Source organism: Bradyrhizobium sp. LA6.8 (assembly GCF_040547935.1).
In the GTDB taxonomy this organism is placed as follows: domain Bacteria; phylum Pseudomonadota; class Alphaproteobacteria; order Rhizobiales; family Xanthobacteraceae; genus Bradyrhizobium; species Bradyrhizobium barranii.
The window spans coordinates 933,739-955,428 of record NZ_JBEPQQ010000001.1; the positions used below are offsets into that span (position 1 = coordinate 933,739).

The following is a 21,690-nucleotide window of genomic DNA, read 5'->3' on the forward strand; positions in this document are numbered from 1 at the left end:
GATCGCGATGGATGATCAGGCGATACTGGCGGCCCTTCAGCGCCATTGGGCTGCGTCGGATGCGAATGATTTCGAGGCCGAGCACGACATCTACCGCGAGGACGCCGTGCTCGACTATCCGCAGTCCGGCGAGCGCATCCGCGGCCGCAGGACGATTCAGGAAAGCCGGTTCGTGCAGCCCAACAAGAAGCGCTTCACGGTCCGCCGGATCGTCGGCGGCGGCGATCTCTGGGTGAGCGAGTTCGTGCTGACCTATGACGGCGTGCCGTCCTATGTCGTCAGCATCATGGAATTCCGCGAAGGACTGGTGGCGCACGAGACGCAGTATTTCGGTGAGAAGTTCGATCCGTCACCGTCGCGTGCGCATCTTGTCGAGTTGGTAGGGTAGGTCCGTGTCCTCCGTCATTGCGAGCGCAGCGAAGCAATCCAGTCTGTCTCCGCGGAACGATTCTGGATTGCTTCGCTACGCTCGCAATGACGATGTTGATTAAGCTGCGCGCCAAACGGTCGTGCCCCGGCTCAGCAGCGCCTCTTGGCGGTGCGCTGCTGAGCCGGGGCCGATGTTGCAGCGGAATGCGTGGCTTTCTGGGTTCCGGCTCGGCGCAGCAACGCGAAGAGCGCTGCAGCGCGTCCGGGACACGTGCATCGCTGCTTAACCAAATTCACTGACACGGAACCCGATGCGGCGGCTGGTCGCAGTCTTGTTGCCTTGATTCCGGCCCACCCATCTTTATGTCTGGAGCGAACAAGAATCCGGGCCCCTCTGGCGAGGACGCCGACAATGTCGGCAAAACCTCGCGATGTCGGATGACCTGTCCCGCGCAAATGCGATGGATCGGCCGATCGTCGGGCCTTCTCGAGTTCTCTCCGACTCAATCGTCCCCATCGCAGCCCCGCGCGGTCATTTCGCAACGTAAGGGAGCTACGATGTCCGACGCCGCCACTTCAAATCCGACCGAGATCGAGATCACGGAACCGTCCAGGCTGAACGAGCAGGCTGCGGTCGCGTTGGTGATCGCCGGCGCGCTCGTCGCCGTCGCCGACCGGCGCGTTTCGCCGGTCGAGCGCGACGAGGTGATCCGCTTCATCAGGGATCGCGGACTGGCGCCGCACATGAGTGACGACCGGCTGTTTGCGATATTCGACGAACTGGCGGAACGGCTCGAGGAGCCCGACTTTGCCAATGTGGTGATCGACACGTTGCGTCCGGTCTCGGACCTGCCGCTGTCGGCCCATTTGATGGAACTGTCGGAGCGCGTCGCGGCTGCGGACGAGGACGTGCATCCCCATGAGGTGCAGGCGATCAAGCTGTTGCGCCTGCTGACGCTAGTGCTGCCGCGTGCCAAGCCGGTGGCGCCGGGCAGCGCAGGCACTGAACGGCGCGCCGCCGCGCAGGAGTGAGCATGAGCACAGCATCGGACGAGCGGACGACAGGAAATCTGGTCACCACCGGCCAGATGGCCGGTGGCGACCCGCGCCTCGACAAGCTCGTCCGCCGCCTGCCGCCGCGCATGGGCGACACCGTCGCCTATCTGCTCAAACCGTCCAGCCGCTGGGTGAGGATCCCTTCGGGCGCGCTGCTCATCGTTGGCGGCGTGCTCTCCTTCCTGCCGGTGCTCGGAGTCTGGATGCTGCCGCTCGGCCTCGCGCTGCTCGCCGAGGACGTCCCGGCGTTACGCGCCTCGCGCTCCAAGGTCCTGGATTGGGTCGAGCGGAAGAAGCCGCAATGGCTCGATCCGTCTGCATCGAAAAATGATCAATCATGACTGAATTCATCACCGCCGACGCGCTGAGCGCGCTGCTCCAGGTCATCCTGATCGACCTCGTGCTCGCCGGCGACAACGCCGTCGTCATCGGCCTTGCCGCCGCCGGCCTGCCGGCCGAGCAGCGCCGCCGCGCCATTATCGTCGGCATCGTCGCCGCCACAGCCTTGCGCATCGTCTTCGCCGGCGTCGCGACCCAGCTCCTGCAGGTGATCGGCCTGCTGCTCGCCGGCGGCGTGCTGCTGCTATGGGTGTGCTGGAAGATGTGGCGCGAGCTGCGCGAGCAGTCCGCGCACACCGAGCTCTCGTTGAGCCATGGCGGCGGCGCGGGCAGCGTAGCGGCGCCGCGCAAGACCTTCGGGCAGGCGGCGTTGCAGATCGTCGCCGCCGACGTCTCGATGTCGCTCGACAACGTGCTCGCGGTCGCAGGCGCCGCGCGCGAGCATCCCTACATCCTCGCGTTCGGACTGTTGCTGTCGGTCGCGATGATGGGCGTCGCCGCCGATCTGCTCGGCCGGGTGTTGCAGAAGCAGCGCTGGATCGCCTATGTCGGTCTCGCCATCATCGTTTACGTCGCCTTCGAGATGATCTATCGCGGTTCGCTCGAGCTCGCGCCCGTCATCGCGAGTCTCTGAGGCGACAATTCCTGCCTGCAATCCGGAGTGATCCATGACGCCTGAACCCAAAGCACCTTCGGCGCACGCCGGGCCGCGACCGAAAATCGGCCCATTCGCCCAGCTCATCTTTGGCTCGCGCTGGCTGCAAGTGCCGCTCTATGTCGGCCTCATCGTCGCGCAGGGCGTCTATGTGCTGCTGTTCCTGAAAGAGCTCTGGCACCTGGTCGCGCACTCGTTCGACGCCAGCGAGCAGCAGATCATGCTGGTCGTGCTCGGACTGATCGACGTCGTCATGATCTCGAACCTGCTGGTCATGGTGATCGTCGGCGGCTACGAGACCTTCGTCTCGCGCCTGAACCTGAACGGCCATCCGGACGAGCCGGAATGGCTGAGCCACGTCAACGCCAGCGTGCTGAAGATCAAGCTCGCGATGGCGATCATCGGCATTTCCTCAATCTCGCTGCTCAGGACCTTCATCGAGGCCGGCAATCTCGGCACCACGCGCAGCAATTTCACCGAGTCCGGCGTGATGTGGCAGGTGCTGATCCACCTGACCTTCATCATTTCCGCAATCGGTATCGCCTGGGTCGACCGCATCAGCGAGAGCGGGCACCGCAAGCAGAACGGTCACGCCTGAGGGGCGATCCGCACTCTCAGGCGCCGATGGCCAGATGCAACGGACGCCGTCCGCGTGCCAGCGTCTCGGACGGCGCTTCGCCGAAGGCCAGTCTGTAGCTCCTTGAGAAGTCGCCCAGGTGCCAAAAGCCGTTGCCGAGCGCGGCGGCCTTGACGGTCAAGCCATCGCCCCCGGTCATGAGCTGAACGCGAACGGCCCACAACCGTTTGAGGCGCAGATAGTGGTGCAAGCTCACGCCGTGCACCGCGTGCGTCGCGACCTGGAGCGTGCGCACGGACACGCCGAGCGCAGCGGCGAGGTCGTCGCTGTAGAGCGGCTTGCTGCCGAACAACGCAACGACGTCGTCGAGATGCGCGATCAGCTTGCGGTGCTTGTCGAATGAACCGGGGCGGGCGCTGCGTGCGCCTGCCGGCAGCAGGGTGGCGTCGAGGCCGGCGAGCAGCGTTTCCTGGATCGGGCGGTAGAGCGCCTCGAATTGCCGGGGATCGTTGCATGCTGACGCCAGCGAGAACATCTCCACGATAGCCGCGCGCAGGCGCGCCATCGGATCGTCCTGCGTGCGGACATAGGCGAGGCCGGTGTCGAAATCCGCCCAGCCCCGATGGCGCATGTCCGAGTTGAAGCGCAGCATCAGGTAAGTGTTGGGATGATGCTCGATCGCCTTGACGGGGGCTTTGCCGCGCATGACGGCGATCATCGAACTATCGACCTCGCGGCCATTGGCGATGGAGTGAAAGGTGAGGGGAACAACGAGGCCGACGCCGTTGTCCGTACCGATCTCGGCCTCATACCGCCGTGCAAAGGAGCGCTGGAGCACGAAGAGCCCGTCGCGGAGCGGCAGGATGGCGCGAGACAGCGAGAATTCCCGCGGACGGAGCGGCGTGCTGGTGCCGAGACCGAGCACCTCGTTGGCGCGAAACTCGTCGAAGTCCGAGAAGCGCTCGACGCCGAGGACGCGCGATGGTTTTAGCCGACGGACCGGCATTTCGGGAACCCAGGGCATGTCGGGGGGAGCGGGTTGAATCCGCAGAAGCGTATCAGAGGCCCGACCGTCGGCCATATTCCGGAAAACTACTGCCTGCGCGGCGGCGACAGGGGAAGTCGGCGCGCTGCTATGAGGACTTCACGGACAAGTACGCGAGTCCGGCAGGCTCAGATCGTTCACTTCAGAATTTCGCACACCTTAGGATGTGATCCGACGTCAGGCCGCGCGTTGCTTGTGGAGATGCTCCGCCACCACGCCTCCAGCGCGCCGCGCTCGCAGCCGAGCCTGACGCTCATGCCGCCGGCGAACTTGATCCAGTCGGCGAAATGGCCTCTGCCAACCGCGATCACCACGGGAATGTCGGCGTCGAGCGCGCGTCCGATCAGATGGGACAGGCCCTTGCCGTCGCGCTCGCGCTTGCCGAAGCGGTTGATGATGAGGAGATCGGCGCCACGCGAGAGCGCGTCCGCGATCCGCATCCCCGCATTTTGCAGCCGCGCGAGATCGAGACTGCAGCCGCGCGCGGCCGGATCGAAGTCCTGCGCGAGCAGAAGCGTCTCGCCGCTGTGAAGCAGCACGGCCGACAGGCTCGAATCCGCGCATTGGCCGGCCTGGACCATGCCGACGACGCGACAGCCACGCGCATTCAGATCCGCCGCGAAGCTGCGCAGGACCGCGTCGGGGTCCTGATGCGCCTCGTAGACGAGGGCGGCGAGGTCGCATTGCGCATCGAACATGGTTGGCCTCTGCTTCGTCGCAAAGAGAACGGGGCCGCGGCGGTTTTGCCGCGGCCCCGGATGTCGGATCAGGCCGCCGGCGGGCCGTTGATGATCTGGAGCTGGGTGAATTCGGCGAGGCCTTCCTCGGCGAATTCAGTGCCGATGCCCGACTGTTTGGCGCCGCCGAACGGGATGTGCGGGGCCATGTCGAGGTGCTTGTTGATCCAGACCGTGCCGGACTCGAGCTGCGTTGCGACCTCGTGCGCGCGCTTGATGTCGGACGACCAGACCGACGCGCCGAGGCCGTAGGTGGTGGCGTTGGCGCGGCGGATCGCATCGTTCTTGTCAGAGTACTTGATCAGCGGCAGCACCGGGCCGAACTGCTCCTCGTCGACCAGTTTCGAGCCTTCCTGGATGTCGCGCACGATGGTCGGCTCGATGAAATAGCCGGGACGGTCCATCGCCGAACCGCCGGCGACCACCTTGCCGTTCTTGCGCGCGTCCTCGAGGAACGTTTTCACCTTCTCGTACTGCATCTTGTTCTGCAGCGGCCCGAGCTTGGTGCCCTGCTTGGCGCCGTCGTCGACCACCGTGCTCTTGGCGATCGCGACCAGCTCGTTGCAGAGCTCGTCATAGACGGACTCGTGGACATAGAGCCGCTTGATGGCGAGGCAGACCTGGCCGGAGTTCTGGAACGCGCCTTCGAAGATGCCGGGAGCGACTTTCTTCGGGTCGACATCGTCGAGCACGATACCGGCGTCGTTGCCGCCGAGCTCGAGCGTGATGCGCTTGAGCGTCTGCGCTGCGCTCGCCATCACCTTCTGCCCCGTGGCGGAGGAACCGGTGAACGAGATCTTGCGGATATCGGGATGCTTGGTCATCTCGCCGCCGAGATCGTTGGCGTCGGTGATGAAGTTGAGTACGCCCTTCGGCAGGACGTCCTTGATCAGCTCGGCGAAGCGCAGCGTCGCGAGCGGCGTGGTCGGCGCCGGCTTCACCACCAGCGTGTTGCCGGCGAGCAGGGCCGACGGCAGCTTGAAGCTGAGGATCAGCAGCGGATAGTTCCAGGGAATGATGGCGCCGACGACGCCGAGCGGGCGGCGATAGGCTTCCACCTTGCGGTCACCGGAATCCTCGATCACCTTCATTGGCAATTCGAGCGAGCTGAGGTAGCGGAAGAACGCGGCCATGCCTAAAACTTCGCCGGTGGCGTCGCCAAGCGGCTTGCCTTGCTCGCTGGTGAGGATGTGGGCGAGCTCGCCCGAATTGGCCTCGATGACGTCGGCCATCCTGTTCACGAGCTTGCGGCGTTCCGCCATCGGGGTCGCAGCCCAGGCCGGGAAGGCGGCCTTCGCCGCGGCGACGGCGGCATCAAGCTGCGCCTTCGAGGCACGCGGACACTGCGCCAGCACCTCTTCGGTCGCGGGATTGAGAACCGGCATGGTCTGGTCGCCGGGCACCATCTTGCCGTCGATGAGAAGATTGTAGTCACTCATTGGCTTTGCGCTCCCTTGCAGAAACGGGCCGTTCGGGGCCTCGTTATATCGAACTATATATCACGACTTCGCCGGGCCGACCATGGCGGCCGGTTCGATCAATTCCAGAAAAGCAGGGCTGGACGCGGGTGGACATATCGATATATCGTGATGAATATAGCGAACCGCGTTCCGGGACTGACGATGGAAATCAAGGTGAGGCAGCTCACGACCTGCGAGGTGGCGTCCGACGGCGGCGCGATCTCGCTGGGCTTCGAGGATCTGGCGGGCAACCCCGCCGCGGTCAGCGTCTCGCTCAACCAGGTCGGCGCCCTCATCATGACGCTGCCCGGGCTGCTCGAGGCGGCGCTGAAGGCCCGCTACGGCGACCAGAGCCTGCGCTACGCCTATCCGCTGGCGTCTTGGGCGATCGAGCAGGCGACCGACACGACCCAGCGCATCATCACGCTTCAGACCGAGGACGGCTTCAAGGTGCGCTTCTCGATCCCGAAAGCCGAGCAGAGCCTGCTCGGCGAAGCGCTGACCCAGCCGATGCCGGAAATGTCGGTGCGGCCGAACTAGCGGCTTGGGCCAAAGGCGCAAACAAAACACCGCCTAAGAATGGAATTGCCGCTTGGGCCGGTCGAACGCCGGGAATGTTGCGCGCGTCGCCTGAACTAGAGAATCGCTTTGCCTGTTCGCCAGCCTAAAGTTGCGGGCGCATAGAGGTGGCAAGCGATGAGCGGTGTTCGAACGGGTTTCCTGGACGCTATCGGCAACACGCCATTGATCAGGCTGCGAATGCCGTCGGAGGCCACGGGTTGCGAGATCTATGGCAAGGCCGAATTTCTCAATCCCGGCGGCTCGATCAAGGATCGCGCGGCGCTGGCCATGATCAACGATGCCGAACGATGCGGCAAGCTTGGGCCGGGAGGCGTCATCGTCGAAGGAACAGCCGGCAATGTCGGAATCGGCATAGCGCTCGTGGCGAATGCGCGCGGCTATCGAAGCGTGATCGTGATGCCTGACACGCAAAGTCAGGAGAAGAAGGACATGTTGCGGCTGTGCGGTGCCGACCTGCGCCTGGTGCCGGCCGTACCCTATTCCAATCCGGGTCATTACGCGCGCTATTCCGGTCAGCTCGCCGAGGAGCTCGGTGCTTTCTGGGCCAATCAGTTCGACAACGTCGCCAATCGGGACGGGCATTATCGCACGACTGGTCCGGAGATTTGGCAGCAGACGGATGGACGAATCGATGGCTTCACATGTGCCGTCGGGAGCGGCGGTACCTTGGGTGGGATCGCGCGAGCCCTCAAGGAACGAAATCCCGGCATCAAGATTGCGCTCAGCGATCCGATGGGGGCCGCTCTCTACAATTGGTTCACCAAAGGTGAGCTGACGACAGAAGGAGACTCCATCACCGAAGGGATCGGGCAAGTCCGTGTCACCCGGAACCTCGAAGGCACGCCCATCGATACGGCATATCAGATTACGGACGAGGAAGCTTTGCCTGTTCTGTTCGACTTGATCGAGTATGAAGGACTGGTGCTGGGGGGCTCAAGCGCGATCAATATCGTTGGAGCCATGCGACTTGCGCGCGACCTCGGTCCAGGCAAAACCATCGTGACCATCCTCGCGGATGGCGGACAGCGCTATCAATCCAAGCTGTTCAACCCGGAATTCCTGCGCAAGAAGAATCTGCCCCTGCCACGCTGGATGCGATAGCGTGCCGCCAGCGGCCGGGCTGCTATCCGTCCATGCGCCCGCCCGTTCACGATTTCCGCGAACGGCCGATGTCGCTCTTCAGCGCTTCCAGCTCCTTGTGCACGGCGCGCGCGGCGTCGCGTTCGATCTTGCGGTAGCGAGCAACAAGTTTCTCGCCGAAGGGCGTGAGCATCGCGCCGCCGCCGTTCTTACCGCCGGCCTGCGGCTCGACCACGGGATGTCCGCAAATGCGGTTGATCTCGTCGACCAGATCCCAGGCGCGCTTGTAGGACATGTCCATGGCCCGGCCGGCCGCCGAGATCGAGCCTTGCTCGCGGATCTGCTCCAAAAGCTCGATCTTGCCGGGCCCGATCCGATCCTCGCCATCGAGGTCGATGCGCAGACTGAGCTGGGGAAGCGATTTGGCGCTCGCGCGCGGCATGACGGGGTCTCTTGGGGCACTTGCATGCGAGATTGCCACTCTTGCCCGCCGCGGACAAGGTGAGGGCGCCTGATTTCCCAGAAGATGGACCTTTTGTCGAGGTCCCCAGAGCACGGGCTTCAGCCCCGTGCCCTTGATCGCTGCATCTTATTCCGCGGGGCTTCCGACCACCGCGCCCTGACTGACGTCCTCGCGGGCGAGGATCATCAAAAGGCCGACGATGATGAGCTCGACCACCGCGAAAGCAATGAAGGCGCCGGTGAACGAGCCGGCCGAGGCGTTGATGATGGCGCCCATCATCCAGGGCGCCACGAAGGCCGAGAAGATGCCAAATACCTCGGCGTATCCAATTGCGGCCGGTGCGAGCGCGTCGGAGTATTTTTCGCTGAGCAGGGCGAAGATAGCGCCGCCGCCGAGCAGCGCGATACCGCTGAGTGCTGCAAACAGGACCAGCATCGCGAATGACATCGGTGTGACCACGCTCCACAGGAACATCAGCGCCGTCAGGAAAGCGAGACATGCAGTGAGCTTGATCATGAAGGGCTTGCCGAGCCGATCGGACATGTAGCCGCCAATCACCAGGAATAGCACCTGCGACAACCCCATGACGGTGCCGATGACAGCGCCGGCCTCCGGCGGCATGTGCTGTACTGTGATGAAGGCCGGCACCACCCAGGTGGCGGTGCCGGCGATCGCGAAAGTGCAGGCCACGATGCCGAAGCCGCCGACCGCGATCCATTTCGAACGGAAGATCTCGCCGAGCGGCAGGTGCTCCTGCGGTGTTTCGTTGCCCCAGGTGAAACCGTCGATGCCGAGCTCGCGCGGATCGTTGCGGACGACGAGTGCGTCGACGGCTGCAACGAGCAGCGTGCCGATTGCCAGCACGGCGAAGAAGGTCCGCCAACCGGTCGCAATCGTCAGGGGAATGCCGAGCGCGAAATCCATGGTGATGGCGAGGCTGTAGGCGGCGAGGATGATGCCTACCACCGAGCCACGCCGACTTTGCGGAAACCAGCCGAAGATCAGCTTCATGTTGCCGATGAAGATGCCGGCGTCGAAGAAGCCGATCACGAGCCGGAGCATCACGAGCTGTGTGTAGCTTTGTACGAACACCTGGAGCACCATGCCGATACCAGTGCCCGCAAGCCCGATCAGCAGCATGTTGCGCGCTGTCATCGACCGGCTGACCGGAGACCACACCACCATGCCGATACCGTAGGTCAGCGCAAAGATGCCTTGGGCGAGTCCCGCCTCGGCGGGATTGAGCTTGAGGCTCTCGGAGACGAATGGCAGTACGGCCGCGAAGGCATACCAGTCGGCGGCGAGAAAGATCTCGCAGAGGATGGCGAGCGCCAGCATCCCTTTTTGCCACCGGGCTATCCGACGGCGGTCGTTCTCGGAGATGGACGTCCAAGTTGTTGTCAGCATGGTCATCATCGGTTCTCGCGGTTTGCGTGTCGACGGAATCGGCGTGGCCTCAGGCGGGCGGCGGCAGGAAGTTGACCTCGTGTTCGGCGGCACGTCGCACGACCTCCTGCGGATCGGGGAGATTGTGGATGCGCTCGAACAGCTCTTTCAGCGACCGCGTCGGTGCGACCCAGAACAGGCTGGTGGCGGTTTCACCCGACTTGTTGAAAATGCCGTGGGGGATGCCCTTGGGCATGCGGACGAGGTCGCCGGCCTTGGCGACAAAGTCCTTGCCGTCGAGCCAGAGGTCGTAGCGGCCGCTCAGCACATAGACGAATTCATCCTGGGTCGGATGCACGTGCGGCGGCACGAAGGTGCCATCCGGAAACACGGCATGCCAGGCCATCGACGCCTCGGAATGCTGCTTCAGCGTGTAGGTCTGGCCCAGAATGTTCCAGATGACGTTGCCAAAGCCTTCTTTGGCAGGGGTCACGCCCGGAGGCATCTCGATCATGGTGGTGTCCTCTGTTGTGTGCGGGATCAATCGGCGAGAAAATCGGTGACGAAGTGTGCGGAAGATGGCGTTTCCTCGAACACGAGATGACCGGTCGCCGGCACCAGCGTCACGCGTGCGTCGGGGAGCCCCGCTTTCCAGGCATCTGCCTGGGCGGTCGGGCGCAAGCGATCTGCGGCTCCCCACAGCACCAGCGTCGGCATCGTGATCCGATGCAGCCAGTGCGCGAGCTTGGGATTGCCCTGCGGTTCGCTGCGGATCAGCTTGGCAAAGCCCGTGACCTCGCGTCCAAGCTGGGCGTCGAAGGCCGGATCGGGCGCCTTGGGAAAGTAACGGAGTGCCGCGGCCGGATCGTGCGCGAGATAGGCTGGCAGGTCTTGCGGTGCGATCTCGAACAATCCGGGCGCAGGCGCGCTTCCGACCACAAGACCCGCGGGCGCAACCAGCACCAGCTTGCGGACCCGATGCGGCTGACGGATCGCGAACTCCGCGGCAAGCCATCCGCCGAGGGAGAACCCGGCGAGGTCGAACTGCTCAAGGCCAAGCTTGTCGAACAGATCCATGTAGTGAAGGACGTGATCCTCGACGGTGTCAATCGTCTCGGCGTCGCCGGAATCGCCAAAGCCCGTATGATAGGGGATGATGACCGTGTGCCGCTTCGCCCAATCGCGCGCCATCTCGAAGCCGGTGAAGGTGCCGGTGCCGTGCAGGAACACCAGCGCCGGGCCGCTTCCGATGCTGTGGACGACGGTCCGCACGCCGTTGATCGTATGGTCCGCGCGGGAGAAGCCGGTGAGATCGGGTGAGGGTTTGACGGTATCAAGCATGGTCATCTCCGGTTGAAGGCGGCAGAGCCGGGCGTTGGTGGGTCATGCGGCGGCTTCCTGGCGACCGCTGAGAAGTGAGGCGAATTGTTCGACGGCGTTGGCGAGCCGCGCGGCCGTCATTGGTGCGAGCGGCTCGCCCGGTACGATCTCGCCGCTGCTGGCGTAGATTGCCGTCGAAACCGTGCAGGCTTCGAAGAAGCCGAACAGCGGGCGGAGCTGGTGCTCGACCACCAGCGAGTGGCGCAGGCCGCCGCCGACCGCGGTCAGCAGCACCGGACGGTTGCGCAGCACGCTGGGTTCGATCAAGTCGAATACGTGCTTGAACAATCCGGGATAAGAGCCCTGGAACACCGGGCATCCGATCACGAGACCGTCGGCCTGTTCGATGGCCTCGACGACGGTGCGCGCGTTGTCATCGAGTGCAGTCCGGGTGAAGCCGGCGATGCCGCAACCGGCATCGACAAGATCGATGACGGTGGTCTTCAGTCCATGCTGCGCCTGAAGATCGGCGGCGACGGCTTCCACCAGCATGCGCGACTTCGCCGGGCGCCAACTATTGCCGCAGAAGCCAACGATGCGGGATGTCCTCACGTCGACGCCCTCGTGTCTGGTCGCTTGCTCAGCCCGTCACCCCGAAGACCGTCCATTGCGCACCAGGGCCGGGGAGGCCGAGCAGCGCACGGCCGCACTCTTCGACGATCTGGTCGGCCATCAGGATGTGCTGCGTGCCCGAATGGATGTCGCGATAGAACCGCTGCATCGGCGTGTTGTGCAGCGAGGCGCCGCGCGCGGCGCGATGCGCGAAAGTGGCGACATCCGACAGAACGTCGTGGACGTGGCGCAGTGACAGCTTGATCATCGTCATCTGCTCCAGCGACGGACTTTCACCGCCGGCGCAAGTCTCCGAGACGTCCTTCCAGGTTTCGTGGACCAACGCACGTGCTGCGCGGAAACGAGCTTCGGCCTGCGCGAACTGGAACTTGAAGCTCGCGCTGTCGCGCGACTTGCCGAATGGATCCTGGCGCTGGACGATCACCTTGACGAGTTCGTCGAGCATGCGGCGGCCGACACCGACGGCCCAGGCGGAATGCGCCCAGGCGCTGTAGCCTGCCAGCCCCAGTGCACCCTGCACACCACCTCGGCGCGGCGCGCCAATGTCAAAATCGTAGGTCATGTGCGTGGGCACGAACAACTCGTCGCCCTCGCTCAAAGTGTAGTCGAAACTTCCCGTCGCGCGCAGGCCGAGCACGTCCCAATTGCCCATCAACTTGATGGTCGCGCGCGGATGGTGGGTGACGACGATCTTGGGCTGGCCGTTCGGGCCGAACACCATGTCCTTGCCGGATGCGTCGGTGACGAAGCAGCCTGAGTGGACCCACTCGGCGTGCTGAATGCCGCTGCCATAGGCCCAGTTGCCACGGATCATGTAACCGCCATCGACCGGACGGGCGAAGCCGCGCGGCACGCCGTTGCCGGCAATCGTGATGTCGGGCCCGCCCGCGAAGACTTTCTTGATGCCTTCGTCTTCGATGTAGATGGCGAGCGTCGTGCCTTCCATGTTGTTGCCGATGACGCACCAGCCGGCGGAGGCGTGTGCGTAAGCGAGCCGCTCGATCACGGTCATGGCGTCGTAAGGCAGAAGCTCGGCGCCGCCGACCTCCTTCGGGAACAGCATGGTGTAGATGCCGGCCGTGCGCAGCGCCGCCACCACGTCGTCAGTCAGATAGCCCTGTGCCTCGGCCTCCGCGGCCCTGGATTCGACCAGCGGTAGCAGCGCGTCGAGGCGCGCATGGAACTCGGCCACCGTCGGGGTCGCGGAAGGTTTTACGGCGAGTTGCACGGAAGGGCTCATGGTCGGTGTCTCCACGTCGGGCTGTTGGTTCTTCGCGCAACGCTGCTGGACGCGAAGATCTGGGTCGGGCGGAACAGACGCCGGTCGCGGGCAAGACTCCGCCCACACGCGCCAACGCCTGTTGGTGCGCGCGACGAGCGGCTCGCGTTGGTGTCGAAATGTCCCCGTCGGAACCGCGCGAACGTCGTTACGCGATCCCGATGGCCGGGATGCTAGAGATGAGGCGGCCAAAGCAGCAATCCCCCATCATGGGGGGTGTTGGCCATGCTGCTCTGCCGCAAAGCTGGGCCGGGAGAGCAGTGTTTTGCCGCTTCTTTTCGCTTGACCAAAGGTCAGGCGAGGCAGAAATTTTAAGCCTATAACAATCGGCAATGACGCGCGTGTGTCCGAGGGCACCGCGCGTTCGCGCGAGGAGTGGCGGTGAGAGCCGAGCAGGAGCATTTGGATGGTCTGCCCGAGCGCCAGCTCGCAGATCGGCTGATGTCCATCGCCGAGAGCCGCTCGGTGCGCGCGCTTGGCATTGCCTGCTGCTCGGCGATCACGGAATTGACGGGATCGCCGACCGTCGGCCTCTATTTGCTCGACGGGCTCGAACCGGAACTGGTCTACAGCCGGCACGTCGCAGAAGGCCTGCTCGACAATTACAGGGCCGGCTTCTGGAAGCGCGACCCCGTGCTCGACTGCATCATGACCCAAGGCCGCGCGGTCGACGGTGAAACGGTGATCGGTCCGCAGCAATGGCGGCACAGTCCGTCCTTCGAGATGCTGCACGAGTGGGGCTTTGCATACAACATGGGCGGCCCGTTGTGGTGCGGTCAGAAGATCGTCGGCGTGCTGTTTACGGCGACGACCGATACGGACGCTCCCTACACGATGCGGTCGCGGCAGCGCATGGAGATGCTGTGTCGGGCCGGCTCGCTCGCTTTGACCAACATGACGAATGCGGGCGCGATCGACGCCCATCCTGCCGCAATCCGGGTCCCTGAGCCGGCAGCGACGCCGGTGGCGACGCTCTCGGCATCGCTTCCGCCACGGTCCGCGGACGTCGCCATCCGGGTCTGCCGCGGCCAGACCAACAAGGAAATCGCCCGCGAGATGGGGATTTCCGATCAGACCGTGAAGGAGCACGTCGCGAACCTGTGCCGACGCTTCGGCGTGCACAACCGCACCGAGCTTGCGGCCTGCCTGCTGAGTCCGAGCGCTCGGCAATAAGGTGCCGCGCCGGGTCAGATGTGGTTGACGATCAGCTTGAGCGAGCCGACGAAGGTCGGACGCTGCCGATAGTGCCCGTACCGCGCGTCCCAGCGGCCGGACGTGAGATCGTTGCCGAGCCGAGCATCATCGCACGGCGTGCAGCTCCAGAAACGCTTTCACGCCGGTTACGTTGCCGGTATCCGACGGCACGTAGCCGGGCAGGGTGGCGACGGCGGCGCGGAAATCGGCGCTACGCATGATCTCCAGGATGCGCTGCATCGGCCCGGTATCGAGGAAGGCGCGCTTGCAGACGAAGAAATAATCCTCGGTGAGGATGCGGATGAAATCGAGGCCGAAGTGGCGGGCGGCCGCCTCGACACCAAAACTCGCATCCGCCATGCCGCTCGCAACATAGGCCGCGACGGCGGCGTGGGTGAACTCGATCTGCTGCGCGCCGTTGATCTTGCTCTCGTCGATGGCGTTCGCGGCAAGCAGCTGGTCGAACAACAGGCGCGTGCCGGAATCATGGTCGCGGTTGACGAAGCGGACTTTTGGTCCGGTGAGGTCATGAAGCGAAGCGATGCGCAGCGGATTGCCGCGCGCGACCATCAGGCCCATCTCGCGCGTGACGAAACTGATGATGCGATCCTCGCGCGGATCCAGCCATTCGCGCGCCGCCTTGATGCCCTGGGCCCGCAACGCGCCGTGCGGCAGATGCAGGCCCGAGAGATCGCAGGCGCCCTGCGCCAGCGCGACCAGCGAATGCTGGTTGCTGACATAGCGCAGGTCGACGCCGATGCCGGGCTCGCGGTCGAGGAATTCGCGCAGCTTTGCCACGGCAAAGCCGTGGCTGGCATGAACGCGGATCACCGAAGGGCGCTGTTCGAGGAACGGCTTGATCTCGCTCGCCAGCTCCTGTGCCAGGTTTTCGAGCTGCGGCCCGAGCCGGGCCTGCATGCGCTCGCCGGCCCACACCAACCGCTCGCCGAATGGCGTGAGTTTCGAGCCTCTGCCGCGCTGGGTTTCGACCAGAGGGGTTCCGAAGAACTCCGACCATTGCTCGATCAGATTCCAGACGTGCCGGTAGGACAGGTGCGCATCGCTGGCCGCACTCGTGATCTTCCCGGTCTTCCGGATTTCGTTGAGCACGCCGAGCATCACCACCACGGTGCGCGGATTGCCTTCCCGGCGAAACCGCCAGACAGCCTCGATCTCGATCTGAAGCATGGGTCTTCCTTATGAACTTCGCTTCATATATGGGACGTCCATTTGCAAACCATATCATATTTACTCCGGCCAATAGGCGCCTAGTCTGGTATACCAGAACAGGAGAAATATGATGTCCGTTGCATATGACTTTGCGCACTCTCCGGCCACCGAATTCATGGCCCGGCCGCAGCATCTGCTCATCGACGGCCGCCGCGTCCCCGCCAGCTCCGGCCGTACCTTCAAATCCCTCAATCCCGCCACCGGGCAGGTCATCGCCGTCGTCGCCGAAGGCGGCGAGGCCGATGTCGAGCATGCGGTCGCCGCCGCGCGGCGCGCGTTCGAAGGCCCGTGGCGTACGATGCGCGCCTCGGAGCGCGGCCAGATCCTGCTGCGCTGGGCGGATCTGCTTAAGGCACACGCGGAAGAAATCATCGAACTCGAGTCGATCGATGCCGGCAAGCCGATCTCAGCGACGACGCGCCAGGATTTTCCGGCCGCCGTCGACACGCTGATCTACTACGCCGGCTGGGCCGACAAGATCAGCGGCGACGTCGTGCCGGTACGTGACGATGCGTTGACTTATACCGTGCGTGAGCCGGTCGGCGTGGTCGCGGCGATCGTGCCGTGGAATTTCCCGCTGATGATAGGCATGTGGAAGCTCGCGCCGGCGCTGGCCTGCGGCTGCACCATCGTGATGAAGCCGGCCGAGCTGACCTCGCTGTCGGCGCTGCGCATCGCCGAGCTCGCGCTCGAGGCGGGCCTGCCGGCGGGCGTCTTCAACGTTGTCACCGGTCCGGGCCGGGTCGTCGGCGACGCGCTGGTCAATCATCCTGACGTTGACAAGGTCACCTTCACCGGTTCGCCCGGCGTCGGCCGCGGAATCATGAAGGGCGCGGCCAGCAACTTCAAGCGCGTCTCGCTCGAGCTCGGCGGCAAGTCGGCCAACGTCATCTTTGACGATGCCGATCTCGAAGCGGCGTCCAAGGCTGCGGCCTCAGGCATCTTCTTCAATGCCGGCCAGGTGTGCTCGGCCGGCTCCCGCGTGCTGGTGCAGGAGAAGGCTTATGACGAGGTCGTCGAGCGTCTCGCGGCGCGCGCAAAGTCGCTCAGGATCGGCGATCCGCTCGATCGCAAGACGGTGCTCGGCCCCGTCATCTCCGAGAAGCAGATGAAGTCGATCCTCGACTATGTCGACATCGGCCAAAAGGAGGGGGCGACCCTCGTCACCGGCGGCGAGAAAGTCGGAGATCGCGGCTATTTCATCAGCCCCGCGGTGTTCGCAGGCGTCGCGCACGAGATGCGGATCTCGCAGGAGGAGATCTTTGGCCCCGTTGTCAGCGTCATCAAGTTCAAGGACGAGGCCGACGCGCTCAGGATCGCCAACGGCACGGCCTACAGCCTCGCGGCCGGCGTCTGGAGCCGCGACATCGGCAAGCTCCAGCGCTTCGCCAAGCGGGCGCGTGCGGGCACGGTCTGGATGAACACCTATGGCTACACCGACGTGCGCCTGCCATGGGGCGGCGAGCGCGACTCCGGCCTCGGCCGTGAGCACGGCACCGCCGCGCTCGACAATTTCACCGAGCCCAAGGCTGTCTGGATGAATCTGGCCGTCTGATAACCTCCCGATCGGCCAATCCTGGGCCCGCCTGATCATCCGGTCAGGCGGGCTCCCTTTTCGACATCGATAAAATTGTCTGCATTCCGCTCAGCGGCGGCAAACCCTGCGGACAAGAAGGCTGCTGCCTTAAACCTCCACTTTGGAACCGGCGTGCATCCTGCCTGCAAAAGGTTGGGGCATCGACATGTCTGTTCTCAGGGAGATCGTTGCGGCGGTTGCGGGAGTCTACGCGCTCCTGTTCGTCTGCGACGCATTGTTTGGCGTCGGCGAGGCGCGTTTCGTCGACGCCTATTACAGCGCCAGCTTCTACGCGCCGCGGCCGAAGGAATTCCACTTCGCCAGCGACACGCCGCCGGCGGTCCGCGTCAGCGAGGCCTTCGCGCAGTTTGCGCCGGGCGAGGCCAAGCCGAACCGGCGCTACTCGTCTCTGACGACGATCATTCGCTAACGTTCGGCCATTCAGGCTTGCTCCGGCGTCGGGGCGTCGCCGGGATGCTGCCCCGCGCGTTGCGGGAGCAGCAGCAGGCACACCAGCATAAAAGCTGCGATCACGACCGAGGCCAGCGGCCGGCTCAGCGCCAGGCCGCCGTGGTCGAGCGGCTTGTCGAGAAAGTCGCCGACGGTCGCACCCAGCGGACGCGTCAAGATGAAGGCGGCCCAGAACAGCGTGACGCGTGAGACGCGCGTCCAGAAGTAAAGTGCTGCGATAACGGCGAGTCCGGCCGCGAAGATCAGTGCGCCACCGCGATAGCCCATATCCCCGGTATCCGCGATCCAGTCGCCGAGCGCAGTACCCAGTGTTTGTGAAAAGGTGATCGCGCCCCAATAGAACGCCTCAACGCGCGGTGTGCTGACGCTGTTGACCGAGATCGTTCCCTCGGCGCGATACCAGAGGCCGAGCACCAGCACGAGACAAGTGAGCAGCAGCGTCGAGCCGCCGGTATAGCCGATGCCGAGCGAGCGGTCGGCGAAGTCGGCCATCGTGGTGCCGAAGGTGGTCGATGCGACGATGGTGGCCCAATACAGTGCCGGATGGAATTTGCGCGCGCAGACCTGCGCCGCGACCAGCACGATCATGGCCGCGAGGAACAGGCAGGCCCCGGCCAGATAGCCCCAGTTCAGCGTCATGGTGACGGTGTCACCGCCGGTCTCGCCGAGCGTGGTGGCGGCGATCTTGATGATCCAGAAACCGAGCGTGACCTCGGGGACCTTGCTCTCGCTGGTGATACTGCTTTTGGTCTGATCTTCCATGGTGTCCTCGTTGATGCGTCAGCCGCGGACCGGGATCCGCGGCTGACGGGATGATGGCGCGCAGAGGCGTCAGGACTTCGCGGCGGTATCCATGGCCGCGAGCAGATCGGCGACCGCCTGTTTGCACTTCGCCGCATCCGGCGCGCCCGCGCGCAGCGCCTCCAGCGCGCGGTCGATCGCCTTGTCGACGGTGTGCCAATCGGCTGCCGCGCGCGGCTTCAATCCGGCTTCGGCCTCGTCCCATTTGGTCTCGAGGTCCTTGATCCGTGTCTTGGCAGCGGGGAGGTCGCCCTTGTCGATCAGCGCGGCGACGTCGACCACGATGCTCCGGAATGGCGTGAGATCGCCGAGCTTTGCGGTCGCGGCTTCCGCGAGCGGCACGAAGGTGAAGTGCTGGCTCGCGTGCATGTGCGGTTCGCCCGTGAAGGTCGTCAGCAGGCAGACGGCGACGGCGGAAATCAGTTTCATCATGTGGTCTCTCCTGGTGGAGCTCCTGCTTCATGCAGAGAGCGGGATTTCGCGGTTGAAGCTATTGCGCCGGATCGGCGCGGCGCCTGCCGTCGCCCCCGAAGGTCACCCAGGCGACGAGGCCGACGATCACGGTCAGGAAGGCGATGCTGGTCTGGATCGTGCCGAGTCCGATGCCGCCGTACTCGCGCGATTGCGAGAGCAGATCGCCGAGCGAGGCGCCGAGCGGGCGGGTCAGGATGTAGGCAAGCCAGAAGGTGAGGACGGGATTGGCGCCGAAATAATAGGCCATCATCACCGCCGCGATCAGCACGCCGAAGGCGGCGACGCCGAGCTGGAAACCGAGACCAAGTGCTTCGGTGGCAAGATCGCCTGCGGCCGTGCCGAGCGCGAAGGTGAAGAGGATGGCCGTCCAATAAAACAGCTCGCGCCGCGTCGTCACGATGCTGTGGATCGACAGCGTGCGCTCGACGCCGTACCAGACCGCAAAGGTCGCGGCGAGCGCGCAAGCGAACGCCGCTGTGCTGATGTAGAGGCTGATCTCGAGCTTGTCGGTCAGGAGATCCGTGAGCTGCGTGCCGACGATACTGACGAGAACGACGGTCAGCCAGTAGATCCAGGGCACGTAGACGCGGCGGTTCAGTTGCAGCAGCAGGGCGGCGACCAGCAGGCCGCTCATGCAGATCGCGGTTAGGCTGGCGCCGAGGCCGACATGCACCGCGAGATAGTCGGCGCCGGTCTCGCCAACCGTGGTCGAGAGAATCTTGATGGCCCAGAAGATCGCCGTGACCTCCGGAACCTTGTTCAGCATCCGTCTTGCGCCAAAACCTGAATATTGCGACACGCCCAAATCTCCCAAAGCCGAAGCGATGCGAGACCCTCGCGCAGGCGACTTAGGCCGGGCTTAGGGACGAGAATTTTCAATGCGGGGCGGCCTTCGCCGCATTTTGGGCCTGCTGGCGCTCCCTAACTCTGCGCTAAGTCGGAACGGTCATGATTTTGACGGCCGGATGGCCCGGCGGTTTCGAGGATCGAGCTTTGCGGGTTTTGCTGATCGAAGACGACAGGATGGTCGGTGCCGCCGTCGAGCAGGCGCTGAAGGATGCTGCTTACGCCGTCGACTGGGTGAGAGACGGCGAGAGCGCGCTGCTTGCCGCCGCGAGCGAATCCTACGAAGTCCTGCTGCTCGATCTCGGCCTGCCGAACGCGGACGGTCGGGATATCCTGCGGCAGTTGCGCGCGAATGGATGCAGGTGCCCGGTCATTATCGTCACCGCGCGGGACGGCGTCGATCACAGGATCGAAGGCCTCGATCTCGGCGCCGACGATTATCTGGTCAAGCCATTCGAGATTCGCGAATTGCTGGCGCGGATGCGGGCAGTGCTTCGCCGCGAAGGCAGCGGTGCGTCCGCTGTGCTTGGCAACGGCAAGCTCAGTCTCGATCCTGCGACCCGCGAGGCTTCGCTGTCTGGCCAAACGGCCCTCCTGACCGCGCGCGAGTTCGCGCTGCTCCAGGCCTTGTTGACGCGCCCCGGCACCATCCTGTCGCGGAGCGAGCTCGAGCGGCAGCTTTACGGCTGGAACGAGGAGATCGAAAGCAACGCGGTCGAATTCCTGATCCACACCATCCGCAAGAAGCTCGGCACAGAGGCGATCCGCAACGTGCGCGGGATGGGATGGATGGTGGATCGCGCGCCATGATCAACTCGCTGCGCGGCCGGCTGTTCATCAGCTTGACGACGATCGTGCTGGTGACCGGCCTCATCGGTGGCGTCTTCGCACACCGGTGGGCATTCGATGAGGCGATCGAGACGCAGGACTCCGTGCTGATCCAGATCGCGGGCCTCGTTCAGAGTGGTGGCTTCACCGGAGCTCAGGACCTCCATGGGGTCGATGAAAACTCCGAGGTCTGGCTGATGGAGCTGGGCAAGGCGCCGCAAGGCACACCCGAGGAGCGCCAGTTGTGGCGGCTTCAGGATGGGATGCGCGATGCAACGCGACAGGGAAAGCCGGTTCGGGTGGTGCTGAAGACGCGATCCGACGGCAGCCGGTTTGCCGTGGCCCAGAGCACGGGGGTCAGGGATGAGATCGCAAGTGACATGGCGCTCCGCACCGTGCTTCCGATCGCCGCGCTGATCCCTTGCCTGATGCTGGTGATCGCCTTTGTCATTGCCGGATCGCTTCGACCCATGGTCCGGCTGGCGGACGAACTCAACGCACGGCGTGCGGATGACATGACGGCGTTGCCGCTTCGCGACCTCCCAAGCGAACTGAATCCGTTCGTGTCTTCCATCAACGGCCTGTTGCAGCGCATGCACGAGATGATAGGGCAGCAGCGAAGGTTTATCGCGGACGCCGCGCACGAACTGCGCACACCGCTGACGGCGTTGAGCGTACAGGCTGAGAATCTCGATCACGTCGAACTGCCACCGGCCGCGCGCGAGCGCCTTGCAGCGCTTCGGCAGGGCATGAGTCGCAGCAAGCATCTTCTGGAGCAGTTGCTTGCGCTGGCACGACACGACGCTGAGTCCACCGATTGCGGGCAATGGGAGGTTGTGGAGCTCGACCTCGCGGCGAAGAGTGTCATCGCCGATCTCTTGCGGGAGGCGATCAGCCGCGGCGTCGATCTTGGTTTCGAACGGGCCGAGTCAGCTCCGGTGCGCGGCGAGCCGGTCATGCTCGCAGCCATGATCCGCAATCTTCTCGATAACGCGCTCCGTTTCACGCCGGCGGGCGGCAGGATCGATGTGGCGATTTACCGGGACGGCGCCATGGCTGTGCTTCGGATCGAGGACAATGGACCAGGCGTGTCCCCCGAAGAGATAGGCCGGATATTCGAGCCGTTCTTCCGTGGGCAGCGGCCGGAAGGCGAGGGCGTCGGTCTGGGCCTCTCGATCGTCAAGCGGATTGTCGATCGACTTGGGGGATCGATCGACGCCGCGAACATCACGGAGGGCGAACGAAGCGGATTGCGGATCGTCATCAAACTACCCGCGGCGGCCGCGTAA

25 protein-coding genes are annotated in these 21,690 nt (G+C 64.5%); 12 read left to right on the forward strand and 13 right to left on the reverse strand.

What is annotated here, in order from left to right; genetic code table 11:
- Positions 1 to 7: 7 nt before the first annotated feature.
- The 5 genes from ABIA90_RS03985 to ABIA90_RS04005 all read left to right on the forward strand — a co-directional run bounded on the left by ABIA90_RS03985 (position 8) and on the right by ABIA90_RS04005 (position 3,017).
- On the forward strand, positions 8 to 388 hold the full coding sequence (locus ABIA90_RS03985) for a nuclear transport factor 2 family protein (protein WP_354117366.1): 381 nt from the start codon (positions 8 to 10) through the stop codon (positions 386 to 388).
- Between the two features lie 539 nt (positions 389 to 927).
- Entirely contained in the window at positions 928 to 1,401 is a 474-nt protein-coding gene (locus tag ABIA90_RS03990; RefSeq protein ID WP_071915156.1) for a TerB family tellurite resistance protein, read from the forward strand.
- Between the two features lie 2 nt (positions 1,402 to 1,403).
- Positions 1,404 to 1,766 (forward strand): hypothetical protein, encoded by a 363-nt coding sequence (locus ABIA90_RS03995; RefSeq protein WP_028146728.1) that lies wholly within the window; start codon positions 1,404 to 1,406, stop codon positions 1,764 to 1,766.
- On the forward strand, positions 1,763 to 2,398 hold the full coding sequence (locus tag ABIA90_RS04000; protein WP_354117367.1) for a TerC family protein: 636 nt from the start codon (positions 1,763 to 1,765) through the stop codon (positions 2,396 to 2,398). Before ABIA90_RS03995 ends, ABIA90_RS04000 begins: the two co-directional genes overlap by 4 nt.
- Positions 2,399 to 2,432: 34 nt before the next feature.
- Entirely contained in the window at positions 2,433 to 3,017 is a 585-nt protein-coding gene (locus ABIA90_RS04005) for a TIGR00645 family protein (RefSeq protein ID WP_354117368.1), read from the forward strand.
- A 16-nt stretch (positions 3,018 to 3,033) separates the two neighbouring features.
- Here ABIA90_RS04005 and ABIA90_RS04010 read toward each other — a convergent pair whose 3' ends face one another.
- The 3 genes from ABIA90_RS04010 to ABIA90_RS04020 all read right to left on the reverse strand — a co-directional run bounded on the left by ABIA90_RS04010 (position 3,034) and on the right by ABIA90_RS04020 (position 6,217).
- Positions 3,034 to 4,002, reverse strand: coding sequence for a helix-turn-helix domain-containing protein (locus ABIA90_RS04010; RefSeq protein ID WP_354117369.1), 969 nt, complete (start codon positions 4,000 to 4,002; stop codon positions 3,034 to 3,036).
- Positions 4,003 to 4,178: 176 nt separating this feature from the next.
- On the reverse strand, positions 4,179 to 4,739 hold the full coding sequence (locus ABIA90_RS04015; protein WP_354117370.1) for a DUF2478 domain-containing protein: 561 nt from the start codon (positions 4,737 to 4,739) through the stop codon (positions 4,179 to 4,181).
- Positions 4,740 to 4,807: 68 nt separating this feature from the next.
- Entirely contained in the window at positions 4,808 to 6,217 is a 1,410-nt protein-coding gene (locus ABIA90_RS04020) for an aldehyde dehydrogenase family protein (protein WP_071915151.1), read from the reverse strand.
- A gap of 183 nt (positions 6,218 to 6,400) precedes the next feature.
- On the opposite strand from ABIA90_RS04020, the gene ABIA90_RS04025 reads away from it, so the two are divergent.
- The gene (locus ABIA90_RS04025; protein WP_028159380.1) at positions 6,401 to 6,778 is read left to right on the forward strand and encodes a hypothetical protein; all 378 of its coding nucleotides are present in this window, start codon (positions 6,401 to 6,403) and stop codon (positions 6,776 to 6,778) included.
- A 156-nt stretch (positions 6,779 to 6,934) separates the two neighbouring features.
- Positions 6,935 to 7,921: a cysteine synthase A gene (locus tag ABIA90_RS04030; RefSeq protein WP_354117371.1), complete on the forward strand. Its 987-nt coding sequence runs from the start codon at positions 6,935 to 6,937 to the stop codon at positions 7,919 to 7,921.
- Between the two features lie 46 nt (positions 7,922 to 7,967).
- Here ABIA90_RS04030 and ABIA90_RS04035 read toward each other — a convergent pair whose 3' ends face one another.
- From ABIA90_RS04035 to ABIA90_RS04060, 6 genes are all read right to left on the reverse strand, one after another.
- Positions 7,968 to 8,342: a winged helix-turn-helix domain-containing protein gene (locus ABIA90_RS04035; protein WP_354117372.1), complete on the reverse strand. Its 375-nt coding sequence runs from the start codon at positions 8,340 to 8,342 to the stop codon at positions 7,968 to 7,970.
- A 147-nt stretch (positions 8,343 to 8,489) separates the two neighbouring features.
- Positions 8,490 to 9,701 (reverse strand): MFS transporter, encoded by a 1,212-nt coding sequence (locus tag ABIA90_RS04040; RefSeq protein ID WP_354117373.1) that lies wholly within the window; start codon positions 9,699 to 9,701, stop codon positions 8,490 to 8,492.
- 118 nt (positions 9,702 to 9,819) lie between these two features.
- The gene (locus tag ABIA90_RS04045; RefSeq protein ID WP_028159377.1) at positions 9,820 to 10,263 is read right to left on the reverse strand and encodes a cupin domain-containing protein; all 444 of its coding nucleotides are present in this window, start codon (positions 10,261 to 10,263) and stop codon (positions 9,820 to 9,822) included.
- Between the two features lie 26 nt (positions 10,264 to 10,289).
- Positions 10,290 to 11,090: an alpha/beta fold hydrolase gene (locus tag ABIA90_RS04050; RefSeq protein ID WP_354117374.1), complete on the reverse strand. Its 801-nt coding sequence runs from the start codon at positions 11,088 to 11,090 to the stop codon at positions 10,290 to 10,292.
- Positions 11,091 to 11,132: 42 nt separating this feature from the next.
- Positions 11,133 to 11,681, reverse strand: a complete 549-nt coding sequence (locus ABIA90_RS04055; protein ID WP_354117375.1) for an NAD(P)H-dependent oxidoreductase — start codon at positions 11,679 to 11,681, stop codon at positions 11,133 to 11,135.
- 28 nt (positions 11,682 to 11,709) lie between these two features.
- Positions 11,710 to 12,942, reverse strand: coding sequence for an acyl-CoA dehydrogenase family protein (locus ABIA90_RS04060; protein WP_354117376.1), 1,233 nt, complete (start codon positions 12,940 to 12,942; stop codon positions 11,710 to 11,712).
- A 420-nt stretch (positions 12,943 to 13,362) separates the two neighbouring features.
- Here ABIA90_RS04060 and ABIA90_RS04065 point away from each other — a divergent pair, with 420 nt between their 5' ends.
- Positions 13,363 to 14,154 (forward strand): response regulator transcription factor, encoded by a 792-nt coding sequence (locus tag ABIA90_RS04065; protein WP_155795275.1) that lies wholly within the window; start codon positions 13,363 to 13,365, stop codon positions 14,152 to 14,154.
- Between the two features lie 126 nt (positions 14,155 to 14,280).
- Here the strand turns inward: ABIA90_RS04065 and ABIA90_RS04070 are convergent, their stop codons facing one another.
- Positions 14,281 to 15,363: a substrate-binding domain-containing protein gene (locus ABIA90_RS04070; protein WP_354117377.1), complete on the reverse strand. Its 1,083-nt coding sequence runs from the start codon at positions 15,361 to 15,363 to the stop codon at positions 14,281 to 14,283.
- A gap of 112 nt (positions 15,364 to 15,475) precedes the next feature.
- On the opposite strand from ABIA90_RS04070, the gene ABIA90_RS04075 reads away from it, so the two are divergent.
- Both ABIA90_RS04075 and ABIA90_RS04080 read left to right on the forward strand, forming a co-directional pair.
- The gene (locus ABIA90_RS04075) at positions 15,476 to 16,960 is read left to right on the forward strand and encodes an aldehyde dehydrogenase family protein (protein ID WP_354117378.1); all 1,485 of its coding nucleotides are present in this window, start codon (positions 15,476 to 15,478) and stop codon (positions 16,958 to 16,960) included.
- 187 nt (positions 16,961 to 17,147) lie between these two features.
- The gene (locus ABIA90_RS04080) at positions 17,148 to 17,411 is read left to right on the forward strand and encodes a hypothetical protein (RefSeq protein WP_166094259.1); all 264 of its coding nucleotides are present in this window, start codon (positions 17,148 to 17,150) and stop codon (positions 17,409 to 17,411) included.
- Between the two features lie 11 nt (positions 17,412 to 17,422).
- Here the strand turns inward: ABIA90_RS04080 and ABIA90_RS04085 are convergent, their stop codons facing one another.
- The 3 genes from ABIA90_RS04085 to ABIA90_RS04095 all read right to left on the reverse strand — a co-directional run bounded on the left by ABIA90_RS04085 (position 17,423) and on the right by ABIA90_RS04095 (position 19,493).
- Positions 17,423 to 18,214 (reverse strand): COG4705 family protein, encoded by a 792-nt coding sequence (locus ABIA90_RS04085; RefSeq protein ID WP_354117379.1) that lies wholly within the window; start codon positions 18,212 to 18,214, stop codon positions 17,423 to 17,425.
- Between the two features lie 69 nt (positions 18,215 to 18,283).
- A complete protein-coding gene (locus tag ABIA90_RS04090) occupies positions 18,284 to 18,622 on the reverse strand; it encodes a hypothetical protein (RefSeq protein WP_063986454.1) in 339 nt (112 codons plus the stop codon).
- 121 nt (positions 18,623 to 18,743) lie between these two features.
- Positions 18,744 to 19,493, reverse strand: a complete 750-nt coding sequence (locus ABIA90_RS04095) for a COG4705 family protein (protein WP_354117628.1) — start codon at positions 19,491 to 19,493, stop codon at positions 18,744 to 18,746.
- A 227-nt stretch (positions 19,494 to 19,720) separates the two neighbouring features.
- Between ABIA90_RS04095 and ABIA90_RS04100 the strand changes: the two genes are divergently transcribed.
- Complete coding sequence (locus ABIA90_RS04100; RefSeq protein ID WP_354117629.1) at positions 19,721 to 20,383, forward strand: response regulator transcription factor; 663 nt, start codon at positions 19,721 to 19,723, stop codon at positions 20,381 to 20,383.
- Positions 20,380 to 21,690, forward strand: a complete 1,311-nt coding sequence (locus ABIA90_RS04105; protein WP_354117380.1) for an ATP-binding protein — start codon at positions 20,380 to 20,382, stop codon at positions 21,688 to 21,690. Before ABIA90_RS04100 ends, ABIA90_RS04105 begins: the two co-directional genes overlap by 4 nt.